Here is a 25499-nt window from a genome sequence, read left to right on the forward strand (position 1 = left end):
GACAACTAACCGCGCAGCTACCTGTTTGATGCTATGCACCTTACTCTCCGCACCCACGTAGCCCAGTCGCCGGCTCAGGTCATGGCCGGCTTCACCCGGGAGCTATTCATGCAGCTGGCGCCGCCTTTCCCCCGAATGCGCCTGCACCGCTTCGACGGCAGCCGCCGCGGCGACCAGGTGGAGATTGAATTAGTGGTAGGACCCATTAGCCAGAGCTGGACCAGCCTGATTACCGATGATGGCGTACTGCCCAACGGCACTCATTTTTTCGTGGATGAGGGCCAAAAGCTCCCCGGCCCATTGCGCTTCTGGCGCCATCGCCACCTGATGCAGCCCAGCCCCGATGGCGGCACTGATATCATCGATGCCGTAGAATACCGAACGGTTTCGCCGGTGCTGGATGCGCTGCTCTATCCGGTGATGTGGGCGCAGTTTGCGTGGCGCCGGCCTATTTATCGTCGGCTGTTTCGGTGAGGGGGCGCGGATTGGCGTACTTTTGCTCCCCAGTTCCCTTTTATTCCTTGCCGCTATGCCCGCCATCGTCACCCTCAAACCTGGTAAAGATCAATCCTTACGCCGCCTGCACCCATGGGTGTTTTCGGGGGCTATTGCCCGTATGCAGGGCCAGCCGCAGGAAGGTGAGGTGGTGATTGTACAGGCCTCCAACGGCGAACAGCTGGGCATGGGCCATTATGCGCCGGGCTCCATTGCCGTGCGTATGCTGGGTTTTGGCCCGGAGGCTACAGAACCAGATGCCGCCTTTTGGCAGGGAAAGCTGCGCAACGCCTACCAGTTGCGCCAGCGCTTAGGCCTGACAACGCAGAAAACAAATGCGGAGCAGCCAACTAGGAAAAAAGCCCCCCAGTCGGCCGACAGCCATGCTACCGACGTTTACCGCCTGATCCATGCCGAGGGCGACGGCCTGCCGGGTCTGATTGTGGACGTGTACGGCGACGTGGCCGTATTGCAAGCGCACAGCGCCGGTATGTATCTGGCCCGCCCGCAAATTGCGGAAGCTTTAAAAGCCGTGCTGGGTGATAAGCTACGGGCCATCTACGATAAAAGCGCTGAAACCGTACCCGCAAAAGCCGCCCCCGACGCGCAGAACGGCTACTTGCTGGGTTCTTCCACCGGCACCGAGCATCTGGTACACGAAAATGCTCACCCATTTGCCGTTGATTGGGAAACCGGCCAGAAAACCGGCTTTTTCATCGATCAGCGCGACAACCGCGATCTGCTGGCCCGCTACTCCGCCGGCCGCCGCGTGCTGAACACGTTTTGCTACACGGGGGGCTTTTCGGTGTACGCCCTGCAAGCCGGCGCTACGCTGGTGCACTCCGTGGACAGCTCCAAGCGCGCCATCGAGCTAACTGAACGCAACGCGGCCCTCACCGGCCTGGAAGACAAGCACGCGGCCTATGCCCAGGATGTGTTCACGTTTATGAAAGCCAGCGAAGAGCAGTACGACCTTATCGTGCTCGATCCGCCGGCCTTCGCTAAGCACCTCTCAGCCCGGCACAATGCCCTGATGGGCTACAAGCGCCTGAACGCGGCCGGCCTACGCCGCATCGCGCCGGGGGGCATTTTATTCACCTTCAGCTGCTCGCAGGTAGTTAGCCGTGAGCTGTTTCAGGGTGCCGTGTTGGCTGCCGCTATCGAGGCTGGCCGGCAGGTGCGGGTGCTCCATCATCTCACCCAGCCCGCCGACCATCCGGTAAGCTTGTTCCATCCCGAAGGCGAGTACCTGAAGGGTTTAGTGCTGGCGGTAGAGTAAGGCAACGCTGTTTTTACAGCTCTGACCAAGGCTAAGCGCATCACCTCGTAGATAAAAATTATCTGTGTCGTAAACATATGTCATACTATGTCGTATATTTACGTTATACTTCATAGTTAGTGTATGACCTACGCCAAAACCACCGCCTTTACCGAGGAGCAGCAACAGCTGGCCCGCGTGGCCAAAGCCCTGGCTCACCCGGCGCGGGTGGCTATTATTCAGTTGCTGGCCTCCAAAAGAACCTGCATTTCCGGCGACATCGCGGCGGAGCTGCCACTTTCGCGCACCACGGTTTCCCAGCACTTGCAGGAGCTGAAGGCCCTGGACCTCATTCGGGGCGAGATTGACGGACTGACCGTTTGCTACTGCCTAAATACTGCCCTGCTGCAACAGGTACATCAGCAGTTTACCGGCTTTTTTAATGAGGCTACCACCGGCGCCGCATGCGGACCGGAAGATGGGTGCGCCTGCTAGTATTTTTCACCTCACAAAGTAAGAAAACATGAAAATCTCTGAAATGAAGCAGTCTTTGACAGGGCTGGAGGCTATTAATTTCCGTCTGCCCAACGGTGAATATCTCCCCTCGCATTTCCACGTGACGGAAGTGGGTTTGGTAACCAAGCATTTTATTGATTGCGGCGGTGTAGAGCGCAAGGAAACGGTGGCGAACTTCCAGCTCTGGGAAGCCGGCGACTACGACCACCGACTCGCGCCGCAGAAGTTTCTGCACATTCTCAACCTCTCGGAGAAGATTCTGGGCCGCGACGATCTGGATATCGAAGTGGAGTATCAGCAGGATACCATTGGCAAGTTCGGGTTGACATTCGATGGCCAGGATTTTATTCTGACGGCCAAACAGACTGCTTGCCTGGCTCAGGATGCCTGCGGTATTCCGGCGGCCCAGCAGTTTGCGCTGCCCCAACTGCAAGTAGCCGGCTCCTGCTGCGCGCCCGGCGGCGGTTGCTGCTAAGGCGGTATCTGTGTTAGCTTACTCCAGCTTCTGCTTGTTCGCTTGTAGCCGGCTGACTCTGGGGGGCTTTTTTAAACTTCTGCTTAGCGTCACCCCATGACCCCAACTCACCCGATTCATCCGAGTCCACCGCCCGAGGCCATAGCCCAAAAAAAGCTCTCCGGCCTCGATAGAGGACTGACGCTTTGGATATTCCTGGCCATGGGTCTGGGTGTGGCCTTGGGCTACTTCGTGCCGGGCGTGGAGCGGGCCGTCGATTACTTTACGGTTGGTACCGTGAATGTGCCCATTGCCATTGGCCTCATTCTGATGATGTATCCGCCCCTGGCTAAGGTAAAGTACGAGCAACTGCCCACGGTTTTTAAGAACACCCGCATCATCGGGCTGTCGCTGGTGCTGAACTGGCTGGTGGGGCCGCTGCTCATGTTTTTTCTGGCCATCTGGCTACTGCCCGATAAGCCGGAATACATGATGGGCCTGATTCTGATTGGTATTGCCCGCTGCATTGCCATGGTGCTGGTGTGGAACGACTTAGCCGATGGCAGCCGCGAGTACGCCGCCGGACTGGTGGCGCTGAACTCCATTTTTCAGGTGCTTTTCTACTCCGTGCTGGCCTGGCTGTTTATCACCGTGCTGCCGCCGTATTTCGGCCTGAGAGGCTACGCCGTAAACATCGGCATCTGGGATATTGCCCAGAGCGTGCTCGTGTATCTGGGAATTCCGTTTCTGGGGGGCTTTTTATCGCGCCTGATACTGCGTCGCCTTAAGGGTGACGCCTGGTATGAGCAGGTATTTATCCCCGCCATCAGCCCGATTACCTTGATTGCCTTGCTGCTGACTATTGTGGTCATGTTCAGTTTGAAGGGCGAGCTGATCGTGCGGATTCCGCTGGATGTGCTGCGCATAGCGCTACCGTTGGCTTTGTACTTCGGCATTATGTTCGTCGTCAGCTTTGCGGCCGGCAAGTGGCTGGGGGCCGATTATGCCGAAAATGCTTCCATCGCCTTCACTGCCACCGGCAACAATTTTGAGCTGGCTATTGCCGTGGCCATCGGTGTATTTGGCCTGAACTCAGGCCAGGCATTTGCCGGTGTCATCGGCCCGCTGATTGAGGTGCCGGCCCTGATTGCGCTGGTTAATGTGGCGTTTTGGTTTCGCCGCCGCTGGTACGCCGGCCGAACGGTAGCCCCGCAAGCTTAATGTTCGTGTTGCGGAGCAGAAGATTTTTCACCATTCGCAATGAACAAATCCATATTCCACATCGCCAACATGGACTGTTCCGCCGAAGAGCAGCTCATTCGGATGAAGCTCGTGGGAAATGAAGCCGTGGAAGGGCTACACTTTGACTTGCCGGGCCGGCAACTGACCATTTTTCACACTGGCGCCGTGGAGCCTTTGGCTAAGACGTTGGAAGGGCTTCGGTTAAACAGCACACTAATCGCGACGGCCGACGCCGGCCTAGCCGAGCTGACCGAAGACGCGCCCGCTGACCGACGGTTGCTTTGGACGGTGTTGGGCATCAACTTCTTCTTTTTTGTGCTGGAAGCCCTGACGGGCTTTCTGGCCCACTCCATAGGCTTGCTGGCCGACGCCCTTGATATGCTGGCCGATGCACTGGTATATGGCTTGGCCTTGTACGCTGTCAGCCGGATTGTAAGCACGCAAAAACGGGTGGCCAAGCTCAGCGGATATTTTCAGCTCGCCCTAGCCGTGGGTGGGTTGGTCGAGGTCCTGCGACGCTTCGCAGTCGGGGAGCAAGAGCCGGACTTTGGCTTAATGATGGGCATCTCGGCGCTGGCGCTGGTGGGCAACTCGGCCTCGCTGTACCTGCTACAAAAGTCGCGCAGCCAGCAGGTGCATATGCAAGCCAGCCAAGTGTTTACTTCCAACGATGTAATTGCCAACATGGGGGTAATCGTGGCTGGCGGGCTCGTGTATGTTACTGGCTCTGCCTGGCCCGATCTACTCATCGGACTTGTGGTATTCGCGCTGGTCGCGCGCGGGGCCTTCCGTATTTTTCAACTCGCCAAGTAGGCTGAATATCAGTAGTTTATTTGTTCTATTTCAACCAAAGCCACGATGCCTGATAAGAAAAACGTGCTGGTGCTGTGCACCGGCAATTCCTGCCGTAGTCAACTCATGCACGGCTACCTGACCAAGTATCTGGGCGAGCAAGCCAACGTGTACAGTGCCGGTATCGAAACGCACGGCGTCAATCCCAAAGCCATTCAGGTGATGCAGGAAGATGGCGTGGATATCAGCCACCACACCAGCAACTATGTAGACGAGTACGCGGACGTGCCGTTCGACTACGTCATCACCGTCTGCGACAACGCCCGCGAGGCTTGCCCGGTGTTTCCATCTTCCGCCACTACGCTGCACCACAACTTCCCCGACCCTGCCAAAGCCACCGGCACTCCTGAGGAAATCCTGAACCAGTTTCGGGCCGTGCGCGACCAGGTGAAAACGTACGCTCAGGATTTCACGCAGCGCTATTTCAGCTAAGCAATAGTATTCAGTAACCCTCTATGGACCCACTTTTTCGCGACGTACTGGTAATTGGAGCAGGGCAGAGCGGCCTGTCGGTGGGCTATTATCTGCGCCGAACCGGCTACTCATTTGTACTGCTCGACGACCAGCCGCAGCCAGGCGGTGCTTGGCCCCACGGCTGGGACTCGCTGCGGCTGTTTTCGCCGGCCGACGTCAGTTCGCTGCCGGGCTGGCTGATGCCGCGCCCCGCTGATAACAGCTATCCTACCCGCGACGCTGTAATTGATTACCTGACTCAGTACGAGCAACGCTATGAGCTGCCGGTACATCGCCCGGTGCGGGTAATTGCCGTGCGACGCGACGCAGAAGGGTTTGCAGTAGAAACTGATAAGGACACCTGGCACACGCGGGCAGTGGTCTGTGCCACCGGATCGTGGTCTAACCCTTACATTCCGAGCTGTCAGGGGCAGTCAGATTTTCGTGGGCTGCAACTGCACTCGGCCCACTACCACACACCAGCGCCTTTTGCCGGAAAGCGGGTGATGGTGGTAGGTGGCGGCAACTCGGGTGCGCAAATCTTAGCCGAAGTCTCGCAGGTTGCCCAAACCAAGTGGGTGACAGAGTATGAGCCCCGATTTCTGCCGGACGACGTAGACGGCCGGGTATTGTTCACGCAGGCCACCCAGCGCTACCAAGCCCAGGGCGGGGCCGCAGCAGCGCCCGCTCCTTCCTTAGGGGACGTGGTAATGGTTGATCCGGTCAAAGAGGCCCGAAAACGGGGAGTGCTGCAGGCAGTGCGGCCGTTTGTTCGATTCACCCCGAGTGGCGTTATCTGGTCTACCGGCGAAGCCGAAGCTTTCGATGCTGTGATCTGGTGCACCGGTTTCCGCCCGGCGCTGGCGTTTCTGGCGCCGCTGGGCGTGCTGCAGCCCGATGGGCGCGTGGCTACCGAAGGCACCCAGGCCACCGCGCTGCCGGGGCTGTGGCTGGTAGGTTATGGCAGCTGGACGGGCTTTGCCTCCGCCACGCTAATTGGTGTGGGGCGTTCGGCCCGGGCCACCGTGACTGAGATTCAGCACTTTTTGTCTACTAGTACTCCTTCCTAATTCCTGGCTGCTATGAATTGCGACGTACCTGCTCTCTGGCTGGCGCATAAGGATGCGCTCCGCAACTACATCCGCAAACGTGTGCCCGATGAGGCGCAAGCCGCTGACTTATTGCAGGATGTATTGCTGAAAGTGTACGGCTTCTGTCAGGCCCGCTCCGGGGTGGCCAATATCCGCTCGTGGCTGTTTCAAATTGCCCATAATGCCATTGTGGACGCCGCACGCAAAAACCGTCGGCTGCGGCCGCTGGATGAAGGCTTTGATGTAGAAGCCGAATCGGAAAGCGAAGCCTATCAGGAAGCCGCAGATTACATTCTGCCAATGATTCAGCTGCTGCCTCCGGCTTATGCCGAGCCCCTGCGCCTAGCTGATGTGGAAGGCGTTAAGCAGCAGGATATTGCCCGGCAGCTAGGCCTGGGCTTGTCGGCCACGAAGTCGCGGATTCAGCGGGGGCGGGAGATGCTACGGGACTTATTTACTGAGTGCTGTTTGCTCGAAACGGATGCGCAGGGGCACTTGCTGGGATTCGCGATTCGGAGTGATTGTGGCTCCTTGCAGACCTACAAACAGACGTTAGAAAAAAAGTAAAAAAGTCTGCGTCTTTTGAGCGGGCTGGTCGTCATGACGGGGAATTTAACCTCTAACCCCACATAAACCGACCATGAAACGCTTCCACGTCAACGTCCGCATCAAAGACCTCACTGAATCGGTAGCCTTCTACACAGCGCTTTTTGGCACGGCGCCCACCGTGTTGAAGGAAGATTACGCCAAGTGGATGCTCGAAGATCCACGCATCAACTTCGCTATTTCACTCCACCCCGAGAATGCTGGCATTGAGCACCTTGGCATTCAAGCCGAAAGTCCCGAGGAGTTAGCCGAAGTATATGGTCGCCTCAAAAATGCCAAGGCCGCTGTCCGCGAAGAAGGCAAGTGCACCTGCTGCTACGCCAAATCGGAGAAAAGCTGGATTACGGACCCACAGGGCGTCGACTGGGAGGCTTTTTATACGTTCGGTTCGGCTACGGTGTACGGTGAGGGCCAGAACGCCCGATCCACTGCCCAGCCGCAAAATGCTTCAGCAGAGTAAAAAAGCCCCCCAGCCGACTTTGTGCGCCACCAGATGCACTTTGGTGAACCCAAAGGCCAGAGTGTTGAGTTAAGATGGGTGTATTTAGTTCTGCTCACCAACAATTCTGGTGCAGTAGCGGTAGAGTTCAGCAGCGTGCCCCGCCAACGTAGGCGGAGCGTGCTGCTGAACAGCTATTTTTAGGCCCATCAGGGCTACGTACACACCCAATTGGCGTGAAGCAAACCAGCATAAAAAAGCGCACCTCCGCTTCTTCTCTCAAGCAACCCGCTGCCATTATCGGGGCGGGCATTGCCGGTATTGCTACAGCCGTGCGACTGGCGCTCAAGGGGCATGCCGTCACGGTATTTGAGGCCCAGGAGTCGTTTGGGGGCAAAATGTACCAGTTTGAACTGCCCGGCGCCTACCGTTTCGATGCTGGTCCGTCGCTGTTCACCTTGCCCCAACTCGTCGACGACCTGTTTCGGCTAGCTGGCCGCGACCCGCAGGACCACTTTCGCTACGAGCGCCTCGACCCCATTACGCACTACTTTTTTGCCGACGGCACGCGCCTGAAAGCCTGGGCCGATGAAGAAAGGTTTGCCGCCGAAGTAGAAGAAAAAATGGGTGTGCCGGCTGCCGACGTACTGAGCTTTCTGCGCCGCAGCGCCTCTGCCTACGAGGCCACGGAAAGTACATTTCTGCATAAATCGCTGCACAAAGCCGCTACGTATCTCAGCCCCGAAGTGCTGCGGGCGGTAGCGGCGCTGCCGGGGCTGGGCCTTACGGGCACCATGCACCAGCGCCACGCCAAGGCCTTCAACGACCCGCGCCTGGTGCAGCTTTTTGACCGCTTCGCCACCTACAACGGCTCCGACCCTTATCAGGCGCCCGCCACCCTTAGCCTGATTCCGCATCTGGAGCACGGAATTGGGGCTTTTTATCCCGTGGGGGGCATTTATAGCATTGCCCAAAGCCTCGTGGGGCTGGCCGAAGAGTTGGGAGTGGAGTTTCGCTACAATGAGCCCGTAGAGGAAATTCTGACTGCCACGGGCCGCGTTACCGGCGTGCGTACGCCCCAGGATGTGTACGACTTCGGCCTGGTAATCAGCAATATGGATGTGGTGCCGACGTATCGCCGGCTGCTACCGAAGCAGCCCGCGCCCGAGCGCACGCTCAGCCAGCCGCGCTCTTCCTCGGCCCTTATTTTTTACTGGGGAATCGCCCACGAGTTTGCCGAGTTGGACCTGCACAACATCTTCTTCTCCCAGGATTATCAGCAGGAATTTAAAGCCATTTTCGAGCACAAAACCGTCAGCGCCGACCCGACGGTGTACGTGAACGTGACGTCCAAAAAAACGCCCCCCGACGCCCCCGCCGGCCATGAAAACTGGTTTGTGATGGTGAATGTACCTCACCACCAAGGGCAAGATTGGGATGCGCTTATTGCTCAAACTCGCCAGGCTGTGCTTGATAAAATAACCCGCACCTTGGGCGTTGCCGTAGAACCTCTCATTCGGGCCGAGCGGGTCTGGGACCCGCGTGGAATTGAGGAGCGCACGTCATCTTTTGGGGGCGCTTTGTACGGCAGCAGCTCCAATAATGCGCTGGCCGCTTTTCTGCGTCATCCTAACTTTTCACGCCAACTGGAGGGCTTGTACTTTTGCGGCGGCAGCGTGCACCCCGGCGGCGGCATTCCGCTTTGTTTGCTCTCAGCCAAAATAGCTGCTGAGCTAATCAAGGGCTGATGGAAGCAGTACGCATTGTTTCTGCTTCTACTACACAACCAAGGCCTGCCAATCGCCGCTATTAGGTTTTAATTGATAATATCTTCCTCTGTGTCTTTTTCCGAATCCACGCAAAGCTTGCCCATCGCGCCGCCTACGGGCACCGATCCAGGGCAACGCCGTTTGCGCATAGCTCAGGGCATTCTGCTCCTGTTTCACGTCACGGGCTTTCTGGGCTTGGCGCTTTCCCAGGATCCCAGCTTTTTCCTGCAGTTCACGCCTCTCAACTTAATACTGACAGCGGCGTTGCTGCTGGCTTTTCACCCCGACCATAGCCCCACATTTATCTGGTTTAGCTTGGTAGTGATGGTGGTGGGCTTTTTTGTGGAAGTGGTGGGCATCAACACGGGCTACATATTTGGGCAGTATACCTACGGCGATACGCTAGGCATAAAGGTATTGGGCGTGCCGCTGCTGATTGGCGTAAACTGGTGGATATTAACGTATTGCACTGGCGTGTTGGCCCGTTACCTGCCGCTGCCTAGCATTGGACGTGCAGTGGTGGCCGCTCTGCTTATGGTGGGCCTCGATGCCTGTATTGAGCCCATGGCCGGCCCGCTGGATTTCTGGCAATGGCAATACGACCTGATTCCGCTACTCAATTTTAAGGGCTGGTTTATCATTTCATTTATTTTACAGATTTATTTCAACCGCACACAGTTCACTAAACGTAATGCACTCGTGCCGTTTGTGTACCTATTGCAGCTACTATTCTTCTTCGGATTAGGGTTGGTGAAATAGAAGGATAAAAAATTAGAAATCATCTTGTTAATGAAGGAATGCGCGCGTATTGCGCGCTTTTCCTGTGGCTATAGTATGTTACAGACTTTTAAGAGCAATCTGCTAAAAGAGGCCCAGTTAGTGTTTGCCCGCTACGGCGTCACCCGATTATCGGAAAGCGAGTTGATAGAGGCTCTGCACGTAGCACCAGCTACTTTCTATGGCATGTTTCGCGACAAAAACGACTTAGTCGTGCAGGCCATGGCCTACGATTTGGAGCGGCAAAAACAGGAGCACCAGGAATTGTTCGCTAATTTCTCGACACCCATCGAGCGTCTATTAGCAGTGTGTACGCACGGCTATAATGAGATCAGTAAGGTGACGGGCAGTTCCCTGCTCGAGGTTCAGCACCTGCATCCCAAAGCCTGGAATATGATGCAAGATCATTTGAAAAACTACGGCTTTCTGATGCTCCGCGACCTCATACAGGAAGGAGTAATTCAGCAGCAGCTGCGCCACGATATTGATATTGGGCTGGTAACCAAGATATTAATGGAGATGCTGAATATGGCTTTAAACCATGAGCTTTTCCCTCCCGACCAATACACCCGCTCAGAAGTGATGCGTAGCGGGTTCTTCTATTACATGCGGGGCCTGTGCACCGATTCGGGCCTGCGCCTGGTGTCTAAGCATTTTGCTAAGCTGTAAAAAGCCCCCCAGCCAATAGCGGGCAGTGGTGCAAACGCTCAAGTAATCAGCGCCTTAACCCGGTTGTATGCAAAACATTATCTTCTTCGGTGATAGCCTCACGGCTGGCTACCAACTACGCGCCAGCGAAGCTTTCCCCGCCCTGATTCAGCAGCGCCTTGATACGTTGAAGCTGCCTTATAAAGCGCTGAACTATGGCGTGAGTGGCGATACCACGGCGGGTGGCCGGCACCGCGTAGCCAGCGTGCTGGCCCGCCAGCCCGTCGATGTGTTTGTGCTGGCGTTGGGCGCGAATGATGGTCTGCGCGGCATTCCGGTTCGCGAAACCACCCAGAACTTGCAGGAAATAATGGACGCTGTGAAGCTTAAGTACCCCGAGGCCAAGATCGTGCTGGTGGGCCTGGAGTTTCCCTTCGACTTAAGTGCCTTTGGCAGCCACCAATACGGCCGCTACGCCGCCGAATTCAAAGCGTCTTTCCGCACGCTGGCCGACAAAAACAGCGTGGCCTTTGTGCCGTTTCTGCTGCAAAATGTGCTCGGCGTGCGCGCCCTGAATCTGCCGGATGGCGTACACCCCAATGCGGAGGGACATAAAATTCTGGCGAATAATGTATGGGCTGTATTGCAAACGGTTATTCAAACTGCAGATCAAGCGAGCTAGTCACAGCAAGGCGCAAAATCGAATTCAATAGACGGTCATGCTTCGCTGCGCTCTGCATGACAGCCTTATGTGAAAAAAGCCCCCCAGATTAGTTCTGGGGGGCTTTTTTGTCAAGCATCGATGAATTACGCTTTGTACATCAACTCGTAGTACTCCGTAGCCATGCGGTGCGATTCGAACGTGGGTTCAACTTCGCGCATACCAGTTTTTACTACTTCCAGAAATTTCTTGGGCTGGTCGTAGTAGAGGGGCACTATTTCATTTTCCAATACCGTCAGCAGGCTGTCGGCTTCGAAGTCGTCCTTGTCGTGCTCGGGGCGGTTGAGCTCGGCGTGGGGGATGATAAAGCCGTTTTCGCCGTGGCGCACAAACTCCGGTATCCAGCCGTCGGCGATGCTGAGGCTGGCGCTGGCGTTCATGGCGGCCGTCATGCCGCTGGTACCCGATGCCTCACGGGGGAAGCGGGGCGTGTTCAGCCAGATATCCGAGCCCTTCTTCATAGCCGCGGATAAAGCCAGCTCGTAGCCGGTGAGCACCGCGCAGTTTTTGAACGGGCGGGTTTGTCGGATGATGTCGTTGAAGAGGTTGATGGCGCCGTAGTCTTTCGGATACGGCTTGCCGGCCCAAATCACCTGCACCGGCCGATCAGGATTGGAAACCAGCTTCTTAAAGCGCTCAAAGTGACGCAGAATCAGGTCGGCGCGCTTGTAGCCGGCAAAGCGCCGGGCCCACACCACCGTCAGCGCGTCGGGGTCGAGCAAGGTGCCGGTTTGGTCGGCTACGATGTCAAACAGCTGCTTTTTCAGCTCGCGCTTACGGGCTTTCAGTGCCACGTCGTCGTTGGCGGCCAAGGCCTCATGCAGCTCCTGGTCGCGCCAGTAAGTGCCGTTTTGGGAGTTGGTGATGGGAATGATAGGGCAGATGCCGGCATTTTCGCCCCACATCTGATTGGCCACAATGCCGTGCACTTTCGATACGGCATTGGCTTTGCGCGAGAAGCGCAGAGCCGTCAGCGTGTAGTTCAGGCGGTCATTTTCTACGCCGGCCACGCGGGTTACTTCCTCGGCGGGCACGTTACCGAAAAAGCTCATTTTGGCGAGCAGCTTCATGTCGTGCTCCTCGTTGCCGGCCAGCTCGGGCGTGTGCGTGGTGAATACTAAGCGCTTCTGTACTTCTTCCAGCTTGCGGCCGTGCTTGTCGTAGAGGTAAAAAGCCAGCGGCAGACCATGACCTTCATTAAGGTGATAGGTGTCAACCTTCACGCCTAGCTCATCCAGCAGCTTGCCGCCGCCCACACCCAGCAGAATGGACTGGGCCACGCGGGCGGCCGTATCGGCGTCGTAGAGGTGATGGGAAATGGTGCGTGAGATGAAGTCGTTCTCCGGAATATCGGTGGTGAGGAAGAACATGGGCGCCGTGCCGAAGGTGTCGGGGGCCAAATACATGGCCTTCACTTTCACTTCTACATCGTGAATAATGATGGGAAACACGAGGCCGGTGTCTTCCAGGAAGGAATAATGCTTCTGGCGGAAGTCGGCGCGCATGGTTTGGTCCTCGTTGCGGCCTTGGTCGTAGTAGCCGAACGACCATAGAATGCCGATGCCAACCAGGTTCTGCTTCAGCTCATAGGCCGAGCGCATGTGGGAGCCGGCCAGGAAGCCAAGGCCACCGGAGTAGGTTTTAAGGGCTTGGTCCAGACCAAACTCCATAGAGAAATACGCGGCCTGGGGGGCAAATTCGGGGGCGGGCGTGTACGGGTTGAATTTGAATGCCATAAGGGGAAAATCGGAATGAAATGGTAGGGGGCGGGCCAAGCTCGGCCTTAGCGGCGGCCAAGGTCAGCATTTCGTTTCAAAAAAAGCGGGAGCCGAACCAATTGTTCGGCTCCCGCTGGTAAGGCAGGATCGGGAGGATGATATGATTTAGGAGTGACTGTGCTCTAGCTTTTTGAGCTTTTTGTGGGTCTTTTCCGAAATATGCAGTTGGCGCTCCACCGCCGTACGGATGGCAGCGGGCAGGGTTTTGTCGTCGAGGGCATCCTGGTAAGCTTTCAGGGCCCATTCTTCGCCGTACACGTTGGAGCCCAGAATGGCTTTCTCGTCGGAGCCGGTGATGAGGGCTTTGGCGTCCATCCAGCCGCGGTAGAATTTGCCCTTGAGCGTGGTGCCGGTTTCGGGCTCGCCGCCCAGCTTGCGTAGATGACCGTTCAGCTCACTGGCAAACTGCTGGCTCTGACTCACCAGCTGTTTATAATAGCCTTGCAGCTCGTGGTCCTTGGTTTCCTCTACCGCTCTTTTGTAGCCTTCGATTCGGTCGTTTACGAAGAGCAGCAGTTCATGCAGCGTGTCGATGGGGTCGGTGGTTTCGGTAGCCATAGTGTTGAGTAGTAAGGGTAAAGAATAAGTTAATGCCCAACGAAGCAGGTAGAAATAGCAAACGGAGACGGGCAGAAAGAGTTGGCATGGTGAGCAGGGCTCTGGCAGGAAGTTGTCTTCCTGACCGGCTCATAAACAGAAGGTAGTACCCAATACCCGACCGCGGGATTAGGAATGCTTCCCGGGGGCCAGCTACCCCACAGGAGCACAGCGTTTTAGAGAACTCAAAAAAGCCCCCCAGCCCAGGTGGGGGGCTTTTTTCTTACCTTAATAGTGCCCATAAGGACAGCCGCTAGCACTAGCGTACTTTCCGAATGTGCTTACCTTGCTGCCCCACTCACGCCTATTCCTGCCAACCATATGAAATTTATTCGCGTTTTGCTTCTGCTCACCTCTGGTTTGCTGGCAGCTACCTCAGCCGCTGCCATCGCCGGGCCCGAGGTAGCCTCAACCACTGAATCGAAGAAAAAAGCTGGCCCCATCACCCGCATCGACCCCACGTTTTGGTGGGTGGGCATGAAGAATCCGAAGCTGCAGCTGCTGGTATATGGCCCCAAAATCGGCGCCAGCAAAGTAAGTTTGAAGTACGACGGCGTGACTCTGGATGGCACCCAAAAGCTGGAGAATCCGAACTATCTGCTCGTTAATCTGACCATAAGTGCCAACACCAAGCCGGGCAAGCTACCACTGGAGTTTCAGGGCGAGAGAAAGATTAAATACGAGTACGAGCTGCGCGCCCGCAGCACCGAAGCTGGTCGTGTACAAGGCGTTACCAGCGCCGACTTCGTGTACCTGCTCATGCCCGACCGCTTTGCCAACGGCGACCCCAAGAATGACGTGGTGAAAGGCACCATGGTAAACCGCGTGTCGCGCGACTCTATGTACGCCCGCCACGGCGGCGACCTAAAAGGTATCGAAGACCACTTCGATTACCTTAAAGAACTGGGCGTCACGGCTATCTGGCCCACGCCCATCGTCGAGAATGACATGCCCAAGGCCAGCTACCACGGCTATGCCCTCACCGACTACTACGCCGTGGACCCCCGCTACGGCACCAATGAAGACTACGTGAACTTCGTGCGCAATGCCCACCGCAACGGCCTGAAGGTGATTCATGATGTGGTGCTCAACCACATGGGCAGCAAAAACTACCTCTACCTGGACCAGCCGGCCAAAGACTGGTTTCATCAGTGGCCCACTTTCACGCGCGGTAACTACCGCGACGGCACCGTGAACGACCCCTACGCGTCGGCCGAGGACCGCAAGCTGTTCAATACCACTTGGTTTGACACCACCATGCCCGATCCGGCCCAGGAAAATCCGCTGGTGGCCACCTACCTCATCCAGAACTTCCTGTGGTGGGTAGAGTACACCGGCCTCGACGGCTACCGCATCGACACATACCCTTATTCGGAGCCTGGCTTTTTGATGAAATGGGGTAAAGCCATTCAGGACGAGTACCCGCAGCTGGGCATGTTTGGCGAAACCTGGGTGCAAGCCGCCGAAGGCGTAGCCCAGCAAGCCTACTGGTCGCGCAATGCTTTTCCGGCCGTCAATGGCTTCAAGAGCAACCTGAACGGCGTCACTGACTTCATGCTGTATTATGCCATTCAGGATGCGCTGAACAAGGAGGCCGGCTGGTCGGAGGGCATTTCCAAGATCTACTACACGCTACAGAGCGACTGGCTGTATGAGAATCCGAACCGCAATGTGGTCTTTCTCGACAACCACGACCTGAGCCGAATCTTCTCGGTGCTGGGCGAAGACGTGAGCAAGCAGAAAATGGCTCTGACCTGGCTGCTTACCTGTCGCGGCATTCCGCAGCTGTATTACGGCACTGAGATTCTGATGAAAAACTTCTCCAACCCCGACGGCCTCGTGCGCGCCGACTTTCCGGGGGGCTTTCCGGGGGATAATGTGAATAAATTCACGGCCGCCGGCCGCACAGCGCCTGAGCAAGAGGTGTTTACGCTGGTAAGCAAGCTGGCCAACTACCGTAAGGCCCACCCGGCTTTGCACAGCGGTAAGCTCATGCACTACATCCCGGAGGATGGCGTGTACACCTACTTCCGCTACAACGATAAGGGCGAAACAATCATGGTGATGATGAACGCCAACAAGCAGGATAAAACCGTGGCTGGGGGGCGTTTTGCCGAGCGCCTGACCGGTTTTACCTCCGCAACCAACGTGGTTTCGGGGGCTACTATACCAGACTTGAAAACGCTGCGTATTCCGGCCCAGACGGCTTGGGTGCTGGAGTTGAAGCGGTAAGTTCTGATGTTTTTAGCCCGCAGAGGACGCTGAGATTTATATGATTGATAGCTAAGAATATAGCTTAATGATCTGTATCTTGAAACTCCCATATTGCGAAAGGTCAAGAGGTTACAACAATAGCCTTTGTCTCAGGCGCCTTCTGCGAGCTAAACCTAACAGAACGATATGACCGACCTCACCGATAAAGTTGCCATCGTCACGGGGGCCAGCCGGGGCATCGGCCGGGCTATTGCGTTGCTGCTGGCCATGCAGGGGGCAAAAGTGGTGTGCGTGGCCCGCTCTGCCGACGATCTGCTCGATGTCGCCCACAAAATCAACGGCCTGGCCGTGCCCGCCGACATATCGGATGAGGACGATGCCCAGAACATCGTGGAAGTGGCCCTGCGCCACTACGGCCGCCTCGATATGATTATCTGCAACGCGGGCGTCGGCAGCTTCGACCTGCTCGAAGACGTGGATGCTGCTGAGTGGGACCGCATCTTCAGCGTAAATGTGAAGGGTACTTTTCTGGTGTGCAAAGCGGCCGCGCCTCACTTTAAGCTGCAAGGCCACGGTCATATTGTGGGCATCGCCTCCGATGTCTCAAAGCGCACCTTTGCCACCGGTGTAGCTTATGGCGCCAGCAAATACGCTCAGGATGCCGTACTCAGCGCCCTACGTAAGGAAATGCGTCCGCATGGCGTCAAGGTTAGCACCGTCTATCCGGGGCTGGTCGATACGTATTTCAACGGTTCTCAGCCCGACGGACCCGAAGCTGAGAAAACCCACCTCCGGCCTATCGATGTAGCCCAAGCGGTACGCTACATCTTGGAAGCGCCGCCCCATGTAGTAGTTGATGAGCTCATGCTCCACCCTCTCACGCAGGACTACTAAATGATTGATAGTCAAAGATGTAATTTGATCAGATAACAGTTGCTTTCTCCGCTACAAGGGCTGTTGTATAGCATCAACTATCTATCTTCCTATCTTGCCTCTCTATGCACAAACTTCTACCTATTGCCGCTTGCGCGCTGGCATTAGCCGCGTTCCAGCTTTCTCCTTCGACATCTTCCATTTCCGTGACCGATACTACTACGCTGCCGGACCCCAATACCACCGACGAAACTCCGCAGGATAACAAACTCGTTATCTACCAGTTACTGCCCCGCTTGTTCGGCAATAAGAAGACCGTGAACAAGCCCTACGGCACCAGCGCCGAAAACGGCACCGGCAAATTCAATGACATCACGGCGCCCGCGCTTCAGGCCATTCGCGATATGGGTGTTTCGCACGTGTGGTACACGGGCGTTATCGAGCATGCTACCATGTCCGATTTCACCAAGTTCGGCATCCCGCTCGACGACGCTGACGTGGTAAAAGGCCGCGCCGGCTCGCCCTACGCTATCAAGGACTACTACGACGTGGACCCCGATCTGGCTGTGGACGTGAAAAACCGGATGAAGGAGTTCGAAGCTCTGGTGAAGCGCACCCACGATAACAAGCTCAAGCTCATTATCGACTTCATTCCCAACCACGTAGCCCGCACCTATAAGTCGGATGCCAAGCCGGCGGGCGTGGTGGACCTGGGCGAAAAAGACGATAAAACGAAAGGATTTGCCCCCCAGAACAACTTCTATTACCTGCCCGGCAAATCCTTGGTCGTGCCGGCTTCCTACAACCCGCTGGGCGCAGCAGCAGGGCCAAAAGAAGATAAGAAGTTTGCGGAGAACCCGGCCAAAGTCACCGGCAACGACGTGTTTTCGGCCACGCCCAGCGTCGATGACTGGTTCGAGACCATCAAGCTCAACTACGGCGTCGATTACCAGAATGAGCGTCAGAAGCACTTCGAGCCCATACCCGATACGTGGAAGAAGATGCGCGACATCCTGATTTTCTGGGCAAAGAAAGATGTGGACGGCTTCCGGTGCGACATGGCCGAAATGGTGCCCATCGAGTTCTGGGCCTGGGTAATTCCGGAGGTGAAAAAGGTGAAACCCGACCTGGTGTTCATTGCCGAAGCCTATGACCCCAAAGTGTACAAGCAGTACATCGCGCAGGGCAAGTTCGACTTCCTCTACGATAAGGTAGGCCTGTACGACGGCTTGCGCCGCCTCATGCGCGGCGAAGGCACCACCGACGATATCACCAAAGTCTGGAAGGAAGAAAGCCGCGGCTTTAGCTCTCATATGCTGCGCTTCCTGGAAAACCACGACGAGCAGCGCATCGCCTCCCGCGACTTTGCCACTGACCCCCGCACGGCCATTCCGGCCATGACGGTATCCGCCACGCTGGCCACAGGGCCCGTCATGATTTACTCCGGGCAGGAAGTGGGCGAGCCGGGCCGGGGCGCGGAGGGCTTCAGCAGCGAGGATGGCCGCACCACCATATTCGACTATTGGGGCGTGCCGGAGCACCAGAAATGGATGAACGGCGGCAAGTTCGACGGCGGCCGCCTCAGCGCCGAGCAGCGCCAGCTGCGTGCGTTCTACTCGCGCCTGCTCAACCTCACGGCCACCTCCGACGCCATTCGGCGCGGCACATTCTATGAGTTGCAGGATGCCAACAACCTCAGCAAAGAGTACGACCAAAAGCAGATCTACAGCTTCCTGCGCTACACCAACAAGCAGAAACTACTGATTGTCGTTAACTTCAGTCGCGACAAAACCATGCAGCCTACCATCCTTATTCCCAAAGAAGCGATGGCGGCTATGGGCCTGAATACGCAGCAGCAGTTCACCTATACCGACTTGCTCAACGAAGCTCCTCCAACCGACAATCTCTACCTGACTTTGGCCCCGCTCAGCGCCTATGTGTTTGAGATTAAGCTCAAGCAGTAGCAATATCTTTCCTTTGTGATGAGGACAAAGAAAGGAGAACCAGGAGTTTCTGAACTAACTAATACGCCCCACCACAATTCCCACCCATCATGGCAAGCAGCCCCGTTGTAGCCACCGCTAGTGCCCGCGACAAACCCCGCCTGAGCTTCTGGCAAATCTGGAATATGAGCTTCGGCTTTCTGGGCATTCAGTTTGGCTTTGCGCTCCAGAATGCCAACGTAAGCCGCATCTTCGAGACGATGGGGGCCGACGCCGACAACATTGCTTTTCTGTGGCTGGCTGCCCCTGTTACGGGCATGCTGGTGCAGCCCATTATTGGCTACCTCTCCGACCGTACCTGGAGCCCACGTTGGGGCCGACGGCGGCCATTCTTCCTGATAGGGGCCATTTTGGCCTCGCTGGCGCTGCTGGCCATGCCCAACGTAACCGCCCTGTGGATGGCCGCTGGTATGCTCTGGATAATGGACTCCAGCATCAATATCAGCATGGAGCCCTTCCGCGCTTTGGTTGGCGACTTGCTGCCTTCGGAGCAGCGCACGACTGGTTTTGCGGCTCAAACCTTTTTTATCGGCGTAGGAGCCGTGGTGGCCTCGTCCTTACCGTGGATGTTTACCAATTGGTTTGACGTACCGAATACTGCCCCCGCCGGCCAGATTCCGCAGTCGGTGAAGTATGCGTTTTATATGGGTGGGGCGGCTTTTTTCCTGGCTGTGCTCTGGACGGTGCTGCGTACGCGGGAGTATCCACCCGAAAATATGGCGGAGTTTGAGGAAGAAAAACGACGCAACGCTGGCTTTTTCAATGGCGTGCGGGAGTCATTCGCAGGCATTTTTGCCATGCCCAAAACCATGCGTCAGCTAGCGCTGGTGCAGTTTTTCTCCTGGCTGGCTTTGTTTTCCATGTGGATTTATACCACGCCCGCCGTTACCAGCCACATCTACGGCACCACCGATGCCACCTCCAAGCTCTACAACGAAGGCGCCGACTGGGTGGGCATTTGCTTTGCCGTGTATAATGGCGTTTCGGCCATTGCGGCCCTGTTGCTTCCTTACCTGGCTCGCGCTACCAGCCGCCGCTTCACGCATATGCTGTGCCTGGTAGCCGGCGGATTAGGGCTGATTTCGATCTATTTTATTCAGGACCCAAATATGCTGCTGCTCTCCATGCTGGGAGTAGGTGTGGCGTGGGCCAGCATTTTGTCGGTGCCTTACGCCATGCTGGCCGGTGCGCTGCCGGCCAACAAAATGGGCTATTATATGGGCGTGTTCAACTTCTTTATTGTGATTCCGCAGGTGGTAGCCGGCCTGATTCTGGGATTTTTCACCAAGAATGTATTTGACGGCGAATCCGTCTATACCCTCATTCTGGGGGGCATTTCCATGATTATCTCCGGCCTGCTCACCCTGCGCGTGGATGATGCCGATGACGTCCGTATTCCGGCTAAGGAGCCCGTTGTACTGGGTACTCCCGCTTACGACGCCCCAGTGGAAACGGATCCGCGTTTGTAAGAGCGTCTGCTCAACTTCATAAAAAAGCCCCCCAGCATGCGTAAAGCGGTGCTGGGGGCTTTTTTATGACAGCTGAGCTAATCGAAGCAGTACCATCTGATGTGCGGCTCCGTATTAGTACGTGAATATCAGGCATTAAAATCAGCATTTACCCAGCAACACTGCCCCCAAAACTGACCGTATTCCTTTAATCTATCCGGCCGCATTCCTGCCCTGTGCAGTTGAGCGCGGCCTGTTTTTATTAAAAGGGTCGTTTATGGTAATTGCTGCGGTTTTCTTTGGGTTGTTTTTCAGTTTATGTGCGCTCATTCTGCTCCGCGTGCTGCGCGTGCAGCCCATTGCCCCCATAAGTACGGCGCGTCCGAAAGTGAGTATTCTGATTGCCGCCCGCAACGAGGAAGCTATTATTGAGCGCTGCCTCACCTCCCTTACCCGCCTCAATTACCCACCCGAGCAGCTCGAAATCCTGATCGGCGACGATGCTTCTACCGACAACACCATGGGCGTCGTGCAGCGTTTTATTGCGGATAAGCCACAGTTTAAGCTACTTCCAATCCGGCACCGATTGGGTACGGCCAAGGGCAAAAGCAACGTGCTGGCTCACCTGAGCCGGGCTGCCACCGCCGATATTTTCCTCATTACCGACGCCGACATGGCCCTGGCACCTGACTGGGTCCAGACCATGCTGGCGGCGGCTCCCGCCGGCGTAGGTGTAGTGACCGGTGCTACTACGGCTGATGGCAGCTTATTTGGTCGTTTGCAAGGCCTCGACTGGCTGTTTGGCTTGAATATCATTCGTCTGCTCACCGAAATGGGCCAGCCCGTAACCGCTGTGGGCAACAATATGCTCGTCACCCGTGAGGCTTACGAATCAATTGGCGGCTACGAGGCGCTGGCGTTCAGCATCACGGAGGATTTACAGTTGTTTGCCCAAATCGTAGGGCAGGGGTGGGGCTACCGCAACCTCATGGACCCGCGCACGCTGGGCGTATCAGTGCCTCAGCCGACGGTCATGCACCTGCTGAGGCAGCGTAAGCGCTGGATGAAGGGTGCCACGCGCCTGCCCTGGCAGCTGTCAGCGCTGTTTAATTTGTACGGCCTGTTTTATATGGTCCTGTACTGGCCCGGCTTCCTTGCTCCCGCATTGATTGCCAGCCTGTTTACTGCCAAGCTTGTGCTACAGACGCTATTCCTGCACATCACCTTGCGCCAGGTCGGACGCCGCGAAACGTTGGCGGTGTTGCTGCTCTACGAGCTGTACCTATCCGTGATGTCGGTGGCTGTGCTGACTTATACACTGTGGCCGAGCTACATACAGTGGAAAGAGCGGCGCTACCGGTGGGCTGAAGGTTAGGCCTCACTCCAATCAAATGGCGCGGATTACACGTTTGAAAACCGCGCTGGGGGGCAAAATCCGGCCTTGGCTTAGACGCCGCCCATATGCAGCCATTGCTGCGCGGGGTGCTCTTCGGTAAACACTTGAATAACAGCGCCCTGCTGTAAGGCCAACGGAAAAGTTGGCTCCAGCAAAGCCAGGCGCTCCCGGATAAGCTCGCTATGATAAGGCGTTACCAGATAAGCAATGCGGCGCGGAACATGCGGCAATGCCGCTCCCATTCGGCTCCGGAACTCCGTTAAAACCCAAGAAAATTCTTCGGCCGAGGCCAGGCCCCGGCTGCGCAAATCAATCAGCCACCGCCCCGCACTGGCCGAACGCGCCAGGTGCAGCGCGGCCGTATAGCCATGCTGATGCTCGGCGGTAGACACGGGCCGCGTCCACCGCAGAAAAAGCAGCTGTAAATCGGGCCGGTAAGAGAGACGGAGAAAGTCGAGGTCGAGGGAAAGCATAGCGCCAGATAGCCTGCGAAGATACCGGCATATCCGCGCTTGTCGGCTCTTAGCGGCCACAATCCACCAAAATATTATGGCCTCTGCGCCTGCATATCGCCGCTCCGGCTTTTACGCAATAAGCTCATCCGAAGCGGCTGAAATAGAGCTTGGCCTACAGAAAGTTATGAGCAAAAAGCCCCCCAGAATAGTGTCATTTGGGGAATATGGTAAAAAACAGGTAATCTTGGATCAGAGTACGTGCGTCCTTCCGGCACGGCACTGTGTCTTTGCTCACCCATCCTTTTTCTCACACGCAGTAGAAAGTACTTTTTATGACCCCAAAATCATTTTGGCTGCTGGGCCTGGGCCTCACACTGGCGATAAACCCAGTGGTGGCCCAACAAACCCCGGCACCTAAGAAAATCACCAAGCCCGCGGCCGCAACCGGTGGCACCAAGCTGGTGGAAAAAGTAACCCGCAAAGGGAGTGAGCTGGTAATTCCCTACGAGAAGTACCTGCTGCCGAATGGCTTAACGCTGCTCGTGCACGAAGATCACAGCGATCCGCTGGTACACGTCGACGTAACCTACCACGTAGGTTCGGGACGGGAAGAGATCGGCAAGTCGGGCTTTGCCCACTTCTTCGAGCACATGATGTTTCAGGGCTCCGACAACGTAGCCGACGAGCAGCACTTTAAAACCGTGACGGCTTCGGGCGGCACGCTCAACGGCTCTACCAACCGCGACCGGACCAACTATTACGAAACCGTACCCAGCAATCAGCTCGAAACGGCCCTCTGGCTGGAGGCCGACCGCATGGGCTTCCTGCTCGATGCTGTAACCCAGCAAAAGTTTGAGGTACAGCGCTCTACCGTAAAAAATGAGCGCGGCCAGAACTACGACAACCGCCCTTACGGCTTGGCCGGCGAGAACGTATCCAAGAACCTGTACCCGTATGGCCACCCTTATTCCTGGATGACCATCGGCTACCTGGAAGACCTGGACCGCTCAGACGTAAACGACCTCAAGAACTTCTTCCTGCGCTGGTACGGCCCCAATAACGCCACTATTACCGTGGGCGGCGACGTGAAGCCGGCGGAGGTAGTGAAATTAGTGGAGAAGTATTTTGGCTCTATCGGCCGGGGACCGGCTGTGGAAAATATGAAGCTGCCTGCGCCCAAGCTCACCGCCGACCGCTACGTGAGCTATCAGGACAACGTGCGCTTCCCGATGCTGCAAATGGTATTCCCGAGCGTGCCGCAGTACCACCCCGACGAAGTTGCCCTCGATGCTTTGGCCGAAATCATGGGCCAGGGCAAAAACTCGTTGATTTATAAGAACCTGGTAAAGACCCAGAAAGCGGTGCAGGCTTCGGCTTCCAACCGTTCTTCGGAGCTGGCTGGCGAATTCAACATCACAGCCCTGAGCTTTCCTGGCAAAGGTCTCGACAGCACGGAAGTACTGGTGCGCCAGACCCTGGCAGAGTTTGAAAAGACCGGCGTAACCGACGAGCAGGTGCAGCGCTTTAAGTCGAGCACTGAGGCCAGCGTAGTGAATAGCCTGGCGAGCGTGAGCGGCAAAGTGTCGCAGCTGGCGGCTTACCAAACCTATACCGGCAACCCGAACCGTTTGACCGAGGAACTGAAGCGTCTGCGTGCGCTGACCAAGGCCGATGTCGTGCGGGTATACAACCAGTACATCAAAGGTAAAAAAGCGGTAATTCTGAGCGTAGTGCCCAAAACGGCCCCCAACCTGCTGGCGAAGGCTGATAACTACACCATCTCCAAAGAAGGCTATACGGCCCCGGCTGACATCTACAAAGGCCTGACCTACGTGAAAGCGAAGGACACCTTCGACCGCAGCCAGCAGCCCAAGAGTAGCACAAACCCAGTCGTGCAGGTGCCCGCCGTATGGCAGGAGCAGTTTAAGAATGGTCTGCGCGTGATGGGTACGCGCAACACTGAAATTCCGTCGGTGACCATGCTGCTCACGATTCGGGGTGGCCACCGCCTGGAGCAAGCCGACCGCACCAAGGCGGGTATCGCGTCTTTGACGGCCGCCATGCTCAACGAAGGCTCGCAGAAATACACGGGTGAAGAGTTTAGCGCCGCCCTCGACCGCTTAGGCAGCACCGTGCAGGTAAGCGCCGGCGCTGACAACACGACGGTATACATACAGTCGCTGACCAAAAACCTGGACCAGACCATGGCCCTGGTGGAAGAGCGCCTGCTGCGCCCACGCTTTGATGCGGCCGACTTCGCCCGCATCAAAAAGCAGACCCTGGAAGGCATTGCCAATCAGAACACCCAGCCCGTGGTCATTGCCGACAAGACCTATAGCCGCTTGCTCTACGGTAACGATGATATCATGAGCATCCCGGTGAGCGGCACGCAAAACTCGGTGCAGAACATCACCCTGGAGGACGTCAAGCAGTTTTACGCCAAAAACTACGCGCCTAATATCTCCCACCTGGTGGCGGTAGGCGATGTGGACCAGAAAGCGTTGATGCCCAAGCTGAGCTTCTTGGAGAACTGGAGCCGCAAGGAAGTAAACCTGCCGGCGGTTACCGTAGCTTCCAAGCCCGACAAGACCAAGCTCTATTTTGTGAATAAGGATGGCGCGGCCCAATCGGAGATCCGCATTGGCTATTTGGCCTTGCCTTACGATGCGACCGGTGACTACTATAAGGCGTATCTGTCGAACTACATTCTGGGCGGCGCTTTCAACTCGCGCATCAACCTGAATTTGCGCGAAGACAAAGGGTACACTTATGGGGCCCGTTCAGGCTACTCGGGTAGCCGCTATGCCGGGCCGTTTACGGCTTCTGCTGGCGTGCGCGCTGATGCTACAGCCGCCTCGGTGAAGGAGTTTGTGAAAGAAATTGACGACTACCGCAAAAAAGGCATTACCGACGAAGAGCTGGAATTCCTGAAGTCGTCGGTGGGCCAGAACGATGCCCTGCGCTACGAAACGGGCCAGCAGAAAGCCGCTTTCCTCGGCCGCTTGCTCGAGTACGATCTGACGCCGGATTACTTGAAAAAGCAGACGGATATCTTGAAGGGTCTGACCAAGGAGGATGTGAAAGCCAGCGCAGAGAAGTATCTGCCCCTGGAAAGCATGGTACTCGTGGTAACCGGCGACAAGACGCAACTGCCTGAGCTACAGAAGCTGGGCTACGAAGTAGTGGAGCTGGACCTGGACGGTAATCCCGTGAAAGCGGATATGTCGGCTTCCTACAATGTGGTAGCACCTGCTGACCCTGAAGCAGCTCCCGCCACCGACAAAAAGTCGAAGCGGAAGATGAAATCGGAGGATGGCAAGAAGATGAAAATCAAGGAGAAGCGCGAGAAGGCTGAATAAGCACGCAGCATCTTCCATTATCAAAAAGCCCGGTTTCGTATGGAACCGGGCTTTT

General features: G+C 56.4%; 23 protein-coding genes. 20 read left to right on the forward strand and 3 right to left on the reverse strand.

Annotated features, from left to right (window positions below; translation table 11 throughout):
- Positions 1-33 precede the first annotated feature (33 nt).
- The 14 genes from IEW06_RS05740 (at position 34) to IEW06_RS05805 (ending at position 11282) form a co-directional block, all read left to right on the forward strand.
- Positions 34-474, forward strand: coding sequence for an SRPBCC family protein (locus IEW06_RS05740; RefSeq protein WP_188547665.1), 441 nt, complete (start codon positions 34-36; stop codon positions 472-474).
- Positions 475-529: 55 nt separating this feature from the next.
- Positions 530-1774, forward strand: a complete 1245-nt coding sequence (locus tag IEW06_RS05745) for a class I SAM-dependent rRNA methyltransferase (protein ID WP_188547667.1) — start codon at positions 530-532, stop codon at positions 1772-1774.
- 123 nt (positions 1775-1897) lie between these two features.
- On the forward strand, positions 1898-2248 hold the full coding sequence (locus IEW06_RS05750; RefSeq protein ID WP_187733509.1) for an ArsR/SmtB family transcription factor: 351 nt from the start codon (positions 1898-1900) through the stop codon (positions 2246-2248).
- Positions 2249-2276: 28 nt separating this feature from the next.
- Positions 2277-2744: a DUF6428 family protein gene (locus tag IEW06_RS05755; protein WP_187733508.1), complete on the forward strand. Its 468-nt coding sequence runs from the start codon at positions 2277-2279 to the stop codon at positions 2742-2744.
- 96 nt (positions 2745-2840) lie between these two features.
- A complete protein-coding gene (gene arsB, locus IEW06_RS05760; RefSeq protein ID WP_188547669.1) occupies positions 2841-3944 on the forward strand; it encodes an ACR3 family arsenite efflux transporter in 1104 nt (367 codons plus the stop codon).
- Between the two features lie 39 nt (positions 3945-3983).
- Complete coding sequence (locus IEW06_RS05765; protein ID WP_187733507.1) at positions 3984-4778, forward strand: cation efflux transmembrane domain-containing protein; 795 nt, start codon at positions 3984-3986, stop codon at positions 4776-4778.
- Between the two features lie 45 nt (positions 4779-4823).
- A complete protein-coding gene (locus tag IEW06_RS05770) occupies positions 4824-5249 on the forward strand; it encodes an arsenate reductase ArsC (protein ID WP_187733506.1) in 426 nt (141 codons plus the stop codon).
- A gap of 23 nt (positions 5250-5272) precedes the next feature.
- On the forward strand, positions 5273-6340 hold the full coding sequence (locus IEW06_RS05775; protein ID WP_187733505.1) for an ArsO family NAD(P)H-dependent flavin-containing monooxygenase: 1068 nt from the start codon (positions 5273-5275) through the stop codon (positions 6338-6340).
- A 12-nt stretch (positions 6341-6352) separates the two neighbouring features.
- The gene (locus tag IEW06_RS05780) at positions 6353-6928 is read left to right on the forward strand and encodes a sigma-70 family RNA polymerase sigma factor (RefSeq protein WP_187733504.1); all 576 of its coding nucleotides are present in this window, start codon (positions 6353-6355) and stop codon (positions 6926-6928) included.
- Positions 6929-7001: 73 nt separating this feature from the next.
- On the forward strand, positions 7002-7427 hold the full coding sequence (locus IEW06_RS05785; protein ID WP_187733503.1) for an ArsI/CadI family heavy metal resistance metalloenzyme: 426 nt from the start codon (positions 7002-7004) through the stop codon (positions 7425-7427).
- Positions 7428-7642: 215 nt separating this feature from the next.
- Entirely contained in the window at positions 7643-9154 is a 1512-nt protein-coding gene (crtD, locus tag IEW06_RS05790; protein ID WP_229743052.1) for a 1-hydroxycarotenoid 3,4-desaturase CrtD, read from the forward strand.
- A gap of 90 nt (positions 9155-9244) precedes the next feature.
- On the forward strand, positions 9245-9934 hold the full coding sequence (locus tag IEW06_RS05795; RefSeq protein ID WP_187733502.1) for a carotenoid biosynthesis protein: 690 nt from the start codon (positions 9245-9247) through the stop codon (positions 9932-9934).
- 75 nt (positions 9935-10009) lie between these two features.
- Entirely contained in the window at positions 10010-10621 is a 612-nt protein-coding gene (locus tag IEW06_RS05800; RefSeq protein WP_187733501.1) for a TetR/AcrR family transcriptional regulator, read from the forward strand.
- A gap of 67 nt (positions 10622-10688) precedes the next feature.
- Positions 10689-11282, forward strand: a complete 594-nt coding sequence (locus tag IEW06_RS05805) for an arylesterase (RefSeq protein ID WP_187733500.1) — start codon at positions 10689-10691, stop codon at positions 11280-11282.
- A 125-nt stretch (positions 11283-11407) separates the two neighbouring features.
- On the opposite strand, the gene glgP is transcribed toward IEW06_RS05805, so the two are convergent.
- Entirely contained in the window at positions 11408-13057 is a 1650-nt protein-coding gene (gene glgP / locus IEW06_RS05810) for an alpha-glucan family phosphorylase (RefSeq protein WP_188547671.1), read from the reverse strand.
- Between the two features lie 147 nt (positions 13058-13204).
- A complete protein-coding gene (locus IEW06_RS05815; protein WP_187733499.1) occupies positions 13205-13657 on the reverse strand; it encodes a ferritin-like domain-containing protein in 453 nt (150 codons plus the stop codon).
- Between the two features lie 360 nt (positions 13658-14017).
- Here IEW06_RS05815 and IEW06_RS05820 point away from each other — a divergent pair, with 360 nt between their 5' ends.
- From IEW06_RS05820 to IEW06_RS05840, 5 genes are all read left to right on the forward strand, one after another.
- A complete protein-coding gene (locus IEW06_RS05820) occupies positions 14018-15928 on the forward strand; it encodes a glycoside hydrolase family 13 protein (RefSeq protein WP_188547673.1) in 1911 nt (636 codons plus the stop codon).
- A 168-nt stretch (positions 15929-16096) separates the two neighbouring features.
- On the forward strand, positions 16097-16804 hold the full coding sequence (locus tag IEW06_RS05825; protein WP_187733498.1) for an SDR family oxidoreductase: 708 nt from the start codon (positions 16097-16099) through the stop codon (positions 16802-16804).
- 104 nt (positions 16805-16908) lie between these two features.
- On the forward strand, positions 16909-18747 hold the full coding sequence (locus IEW06_RS05830) for an alpha-amylase family glycosyl hydrolase (RefSeq protein ID WP_188547675.1): 1839 nt from the start codon (positions 16909-16911) through the stop codon (positions 18745-18747).
- An 89-nt stretch (positions 18748-18836) separates the two neighbouring features.
- On the forward strand, positions 18837-20255 hold the full coding sequence (locus tag IEW06_RS05835) for an MFS transporter (RefSeq protein WP_229743053.1): 1419 nt from the start codon (positions 18837-18839) through the stop codon (positions 20253-20255).
- A gap of 256 nt (positions 20256-20511) precedes the next feature.
- A complete protein-coding gene (locus IEW06_RS05840) occupies positions 20512-21609 on the forward strand; it encodes a glycosyltransferase (RefSeq protein WP_187733497.1) in 1098 nt (365 codons plus the stop codon).
- A 71-nt stretch (positions 21610-21680) separates the two neighbouring features.
- On the opposite strand, the gene IEW06_RS05845 is transcribed toward IEW06_RS05840, so the two are convergent.
- Positions 21681-22103 (reverse strand): hypothetical protein, encoded by a 423-nt coding sequence (locus IEW06_RS05845; protein WP_187733496.1) that lies wholly within the window; start codon positions 22101-22103, stop codon positions 21681-21683.
- Positions 22104-22417: 314 nt separating this feature from the next.
- On the opposite strand from IEW06_RS05845, the gene IEW06_RS05850 reads away from it, so the two are divergent.
- Positions 22418-25444 (forward strand): M16 family metallopeptidase, encoded by a 3027-nt coding sequence (locus IEW06_RS05850; protein WP_187733495.1) that lies wholly within the window; start codon positions 22418-22420, stop codon positions 25442-25444.
- The last annotated feature ends 55 nt before the right edge of the window (positions 25445-25499 follow it).

Origin of the sequence: Hymenobacter qilianensis, assembly GCF_014638675.1 — a bacterium.
In the GTDB taxonomy this organism is placed as follows: Bacteria; Bacteroidota; Bacteroidia; order Cytophagales; family Hymenobacteraceae; genus Hymenobacter; species Hymenobacter qilianensis.

What these genes read in the sequence shown, in the direction of transcription:
- IEW06_RS05845 (WP_187733496.1), bottom strand. Translation starts at nt 22,103, where the DNA reads ATGCTTTCCCTCGACCTCGACTTTCTCCGTCTCTCTTACCGGCCCGAT.
- IEW06_RS05770 (WP_187733506.1), top strand. Translation starts at nt 4,824, where the DNA reads ATGCCTGATAAGAAAAACGTGCTGGTGCTGTGCACCGGCAATTCCTGC.
- IEW06_RS05750 (WP_187733509.1), top strand. Translation starts at nt 1,898, where the DNA reads ATGACCTACGCCAAAACCACCGCCTTTACCGAGGAGCAGCAACAGCTG.
- glgP (WP_188547671.1), bottom strand. Translation starts at nt 13,057, where the DNA reads ATGGCATTCAAATTCAACCCGTACACGCCCGCCCCCGAATTTGCCCCC.
- IEW06_RS05830 (WP_188547675.1), top strand. Translation starts at nt 16,909, where the DNA reads ATGCACAAACTTCTACCTATTGCCGCTTGCGCGCTGGCATTAGCCGCG.
- IEW06_RS05765 (WP_187733507.1), top strand. Translation starts at nt 3,984, where the DNA reads ATGAACAAATCCATATTCCACATCGCCAACATGGACTGTTCCGCCGAA.
- IEW06_RS05840 (WP_187733497.1), top strand. Translation starts at nt 20,512, where the DNA reads ATGGTAATTGCTGCGGTTTTCTTTGGGTTGTTTTTCAGTTTATGTGCG.
- arsB (WP_188547669.1), top strand. Translation starts at nt 2,841, where the DNA reads ATGACCCCAACTCACCCGATTCATCCGAGTCCACCGCCCGAGGCCATA.
- IEW06_RS05835 (WP_229743053.1), top strand. Translation starts at nt 18,837, where the DNA reads ATGGCAAGCAGCCCCGTTGTAGCCACCGCTAGTGCCCGCGACAAACCC.
- IEW06_RS05815 (WP_187733499.1), bottom strand. Translation starts at nt 13,657, where the DNA reads ATGGCTACCGAAACCACCGACCCCATCGACACGCTGCATGAACTGCTG.
- IEW06_RS05805 (WP_187733500.1), top strand. Translation starts at nt 10,689, where the DNA reads ATGCAAAACATTATCTTCTTCGGTGATAGCCTCACGGCTGGCTACCAA.
- IEW06_RS05800 (WP_187733501.1), top strand. Translation starts at nt 10,010, where the DNA reads ATGTTACAGACTTTTAAGAGCAATCTGCTAAAAGAGGCCCAGTTAGTG.
- IEW06_RS05820 (WP_188547673.1), top strand. Translation starts at nt 14,018, where the DNA reads ATGAAATTTATTCGCGTTTTGCTTCTGCTCACCTCTGGTTTGCTGGCA.
- IEW06_RS05740 (WP_188547665.1), top strand. Translation starts at nt 34, where the DNA reads ATGCACCTTACTCTCCGCACCCACGTAGCCCAGTCGCCGGCTCAGGTC.
- IEW06_RS05850 (WP_187733495.1), top strand. Translation starts at nt 22,418, where the DNA reads ATGACCCCAAAATCATTTTGGCTGCTGGGCCTGGGCCTCACACTGGCG.
- IEW06_RS05745 (WP_188547667.1), top strand. Translation starts at nt 530, where the DNA reads ATGCCCGCCATCGTCACCCTCAAACCTGGTAAAGATCAATCCTTACGC.
- IEW06_RS05785 (WP_187733503.1), top strand. Translation starts at nt 7,002, where the DNA reads ATGAAACGCTTCCACGTCAACGTCCGCATCAAAGACCTCACTGAATCG.
- IEW06_RS05780 (WP_187733504.1), top strand. Translation starts at nt 6,353, where the DNA reads ATGAATTGCGACGTACCTGCTCTCTGGCTGGCGCATAAGGATGCGCTC.
- IEW06_RS05755 (WP_187733508.1), top strand. Translation starts at nt 2,277, where the DNA reads ATGAAAATCTCTGAAATGAAGCAGTCTTTGACAGGGCTGGAGGCTATT.
- IEW06_RS05775 (WP_187733505.1), top strand. Translation starts at nt 5,273, where the DNA reads ATGGACCCACTTTTTCGCGACGTACTGGTAATTGGAGCAGGGCAGAGC.
- IEW06_RS05825 (WP_187733498.1), top strand. Translation starts at nt 16,097, where the DNA reads ATGACCGACCTCACCGATAAAGTTGCCATCGTCACGGGGGCCAGCCGG.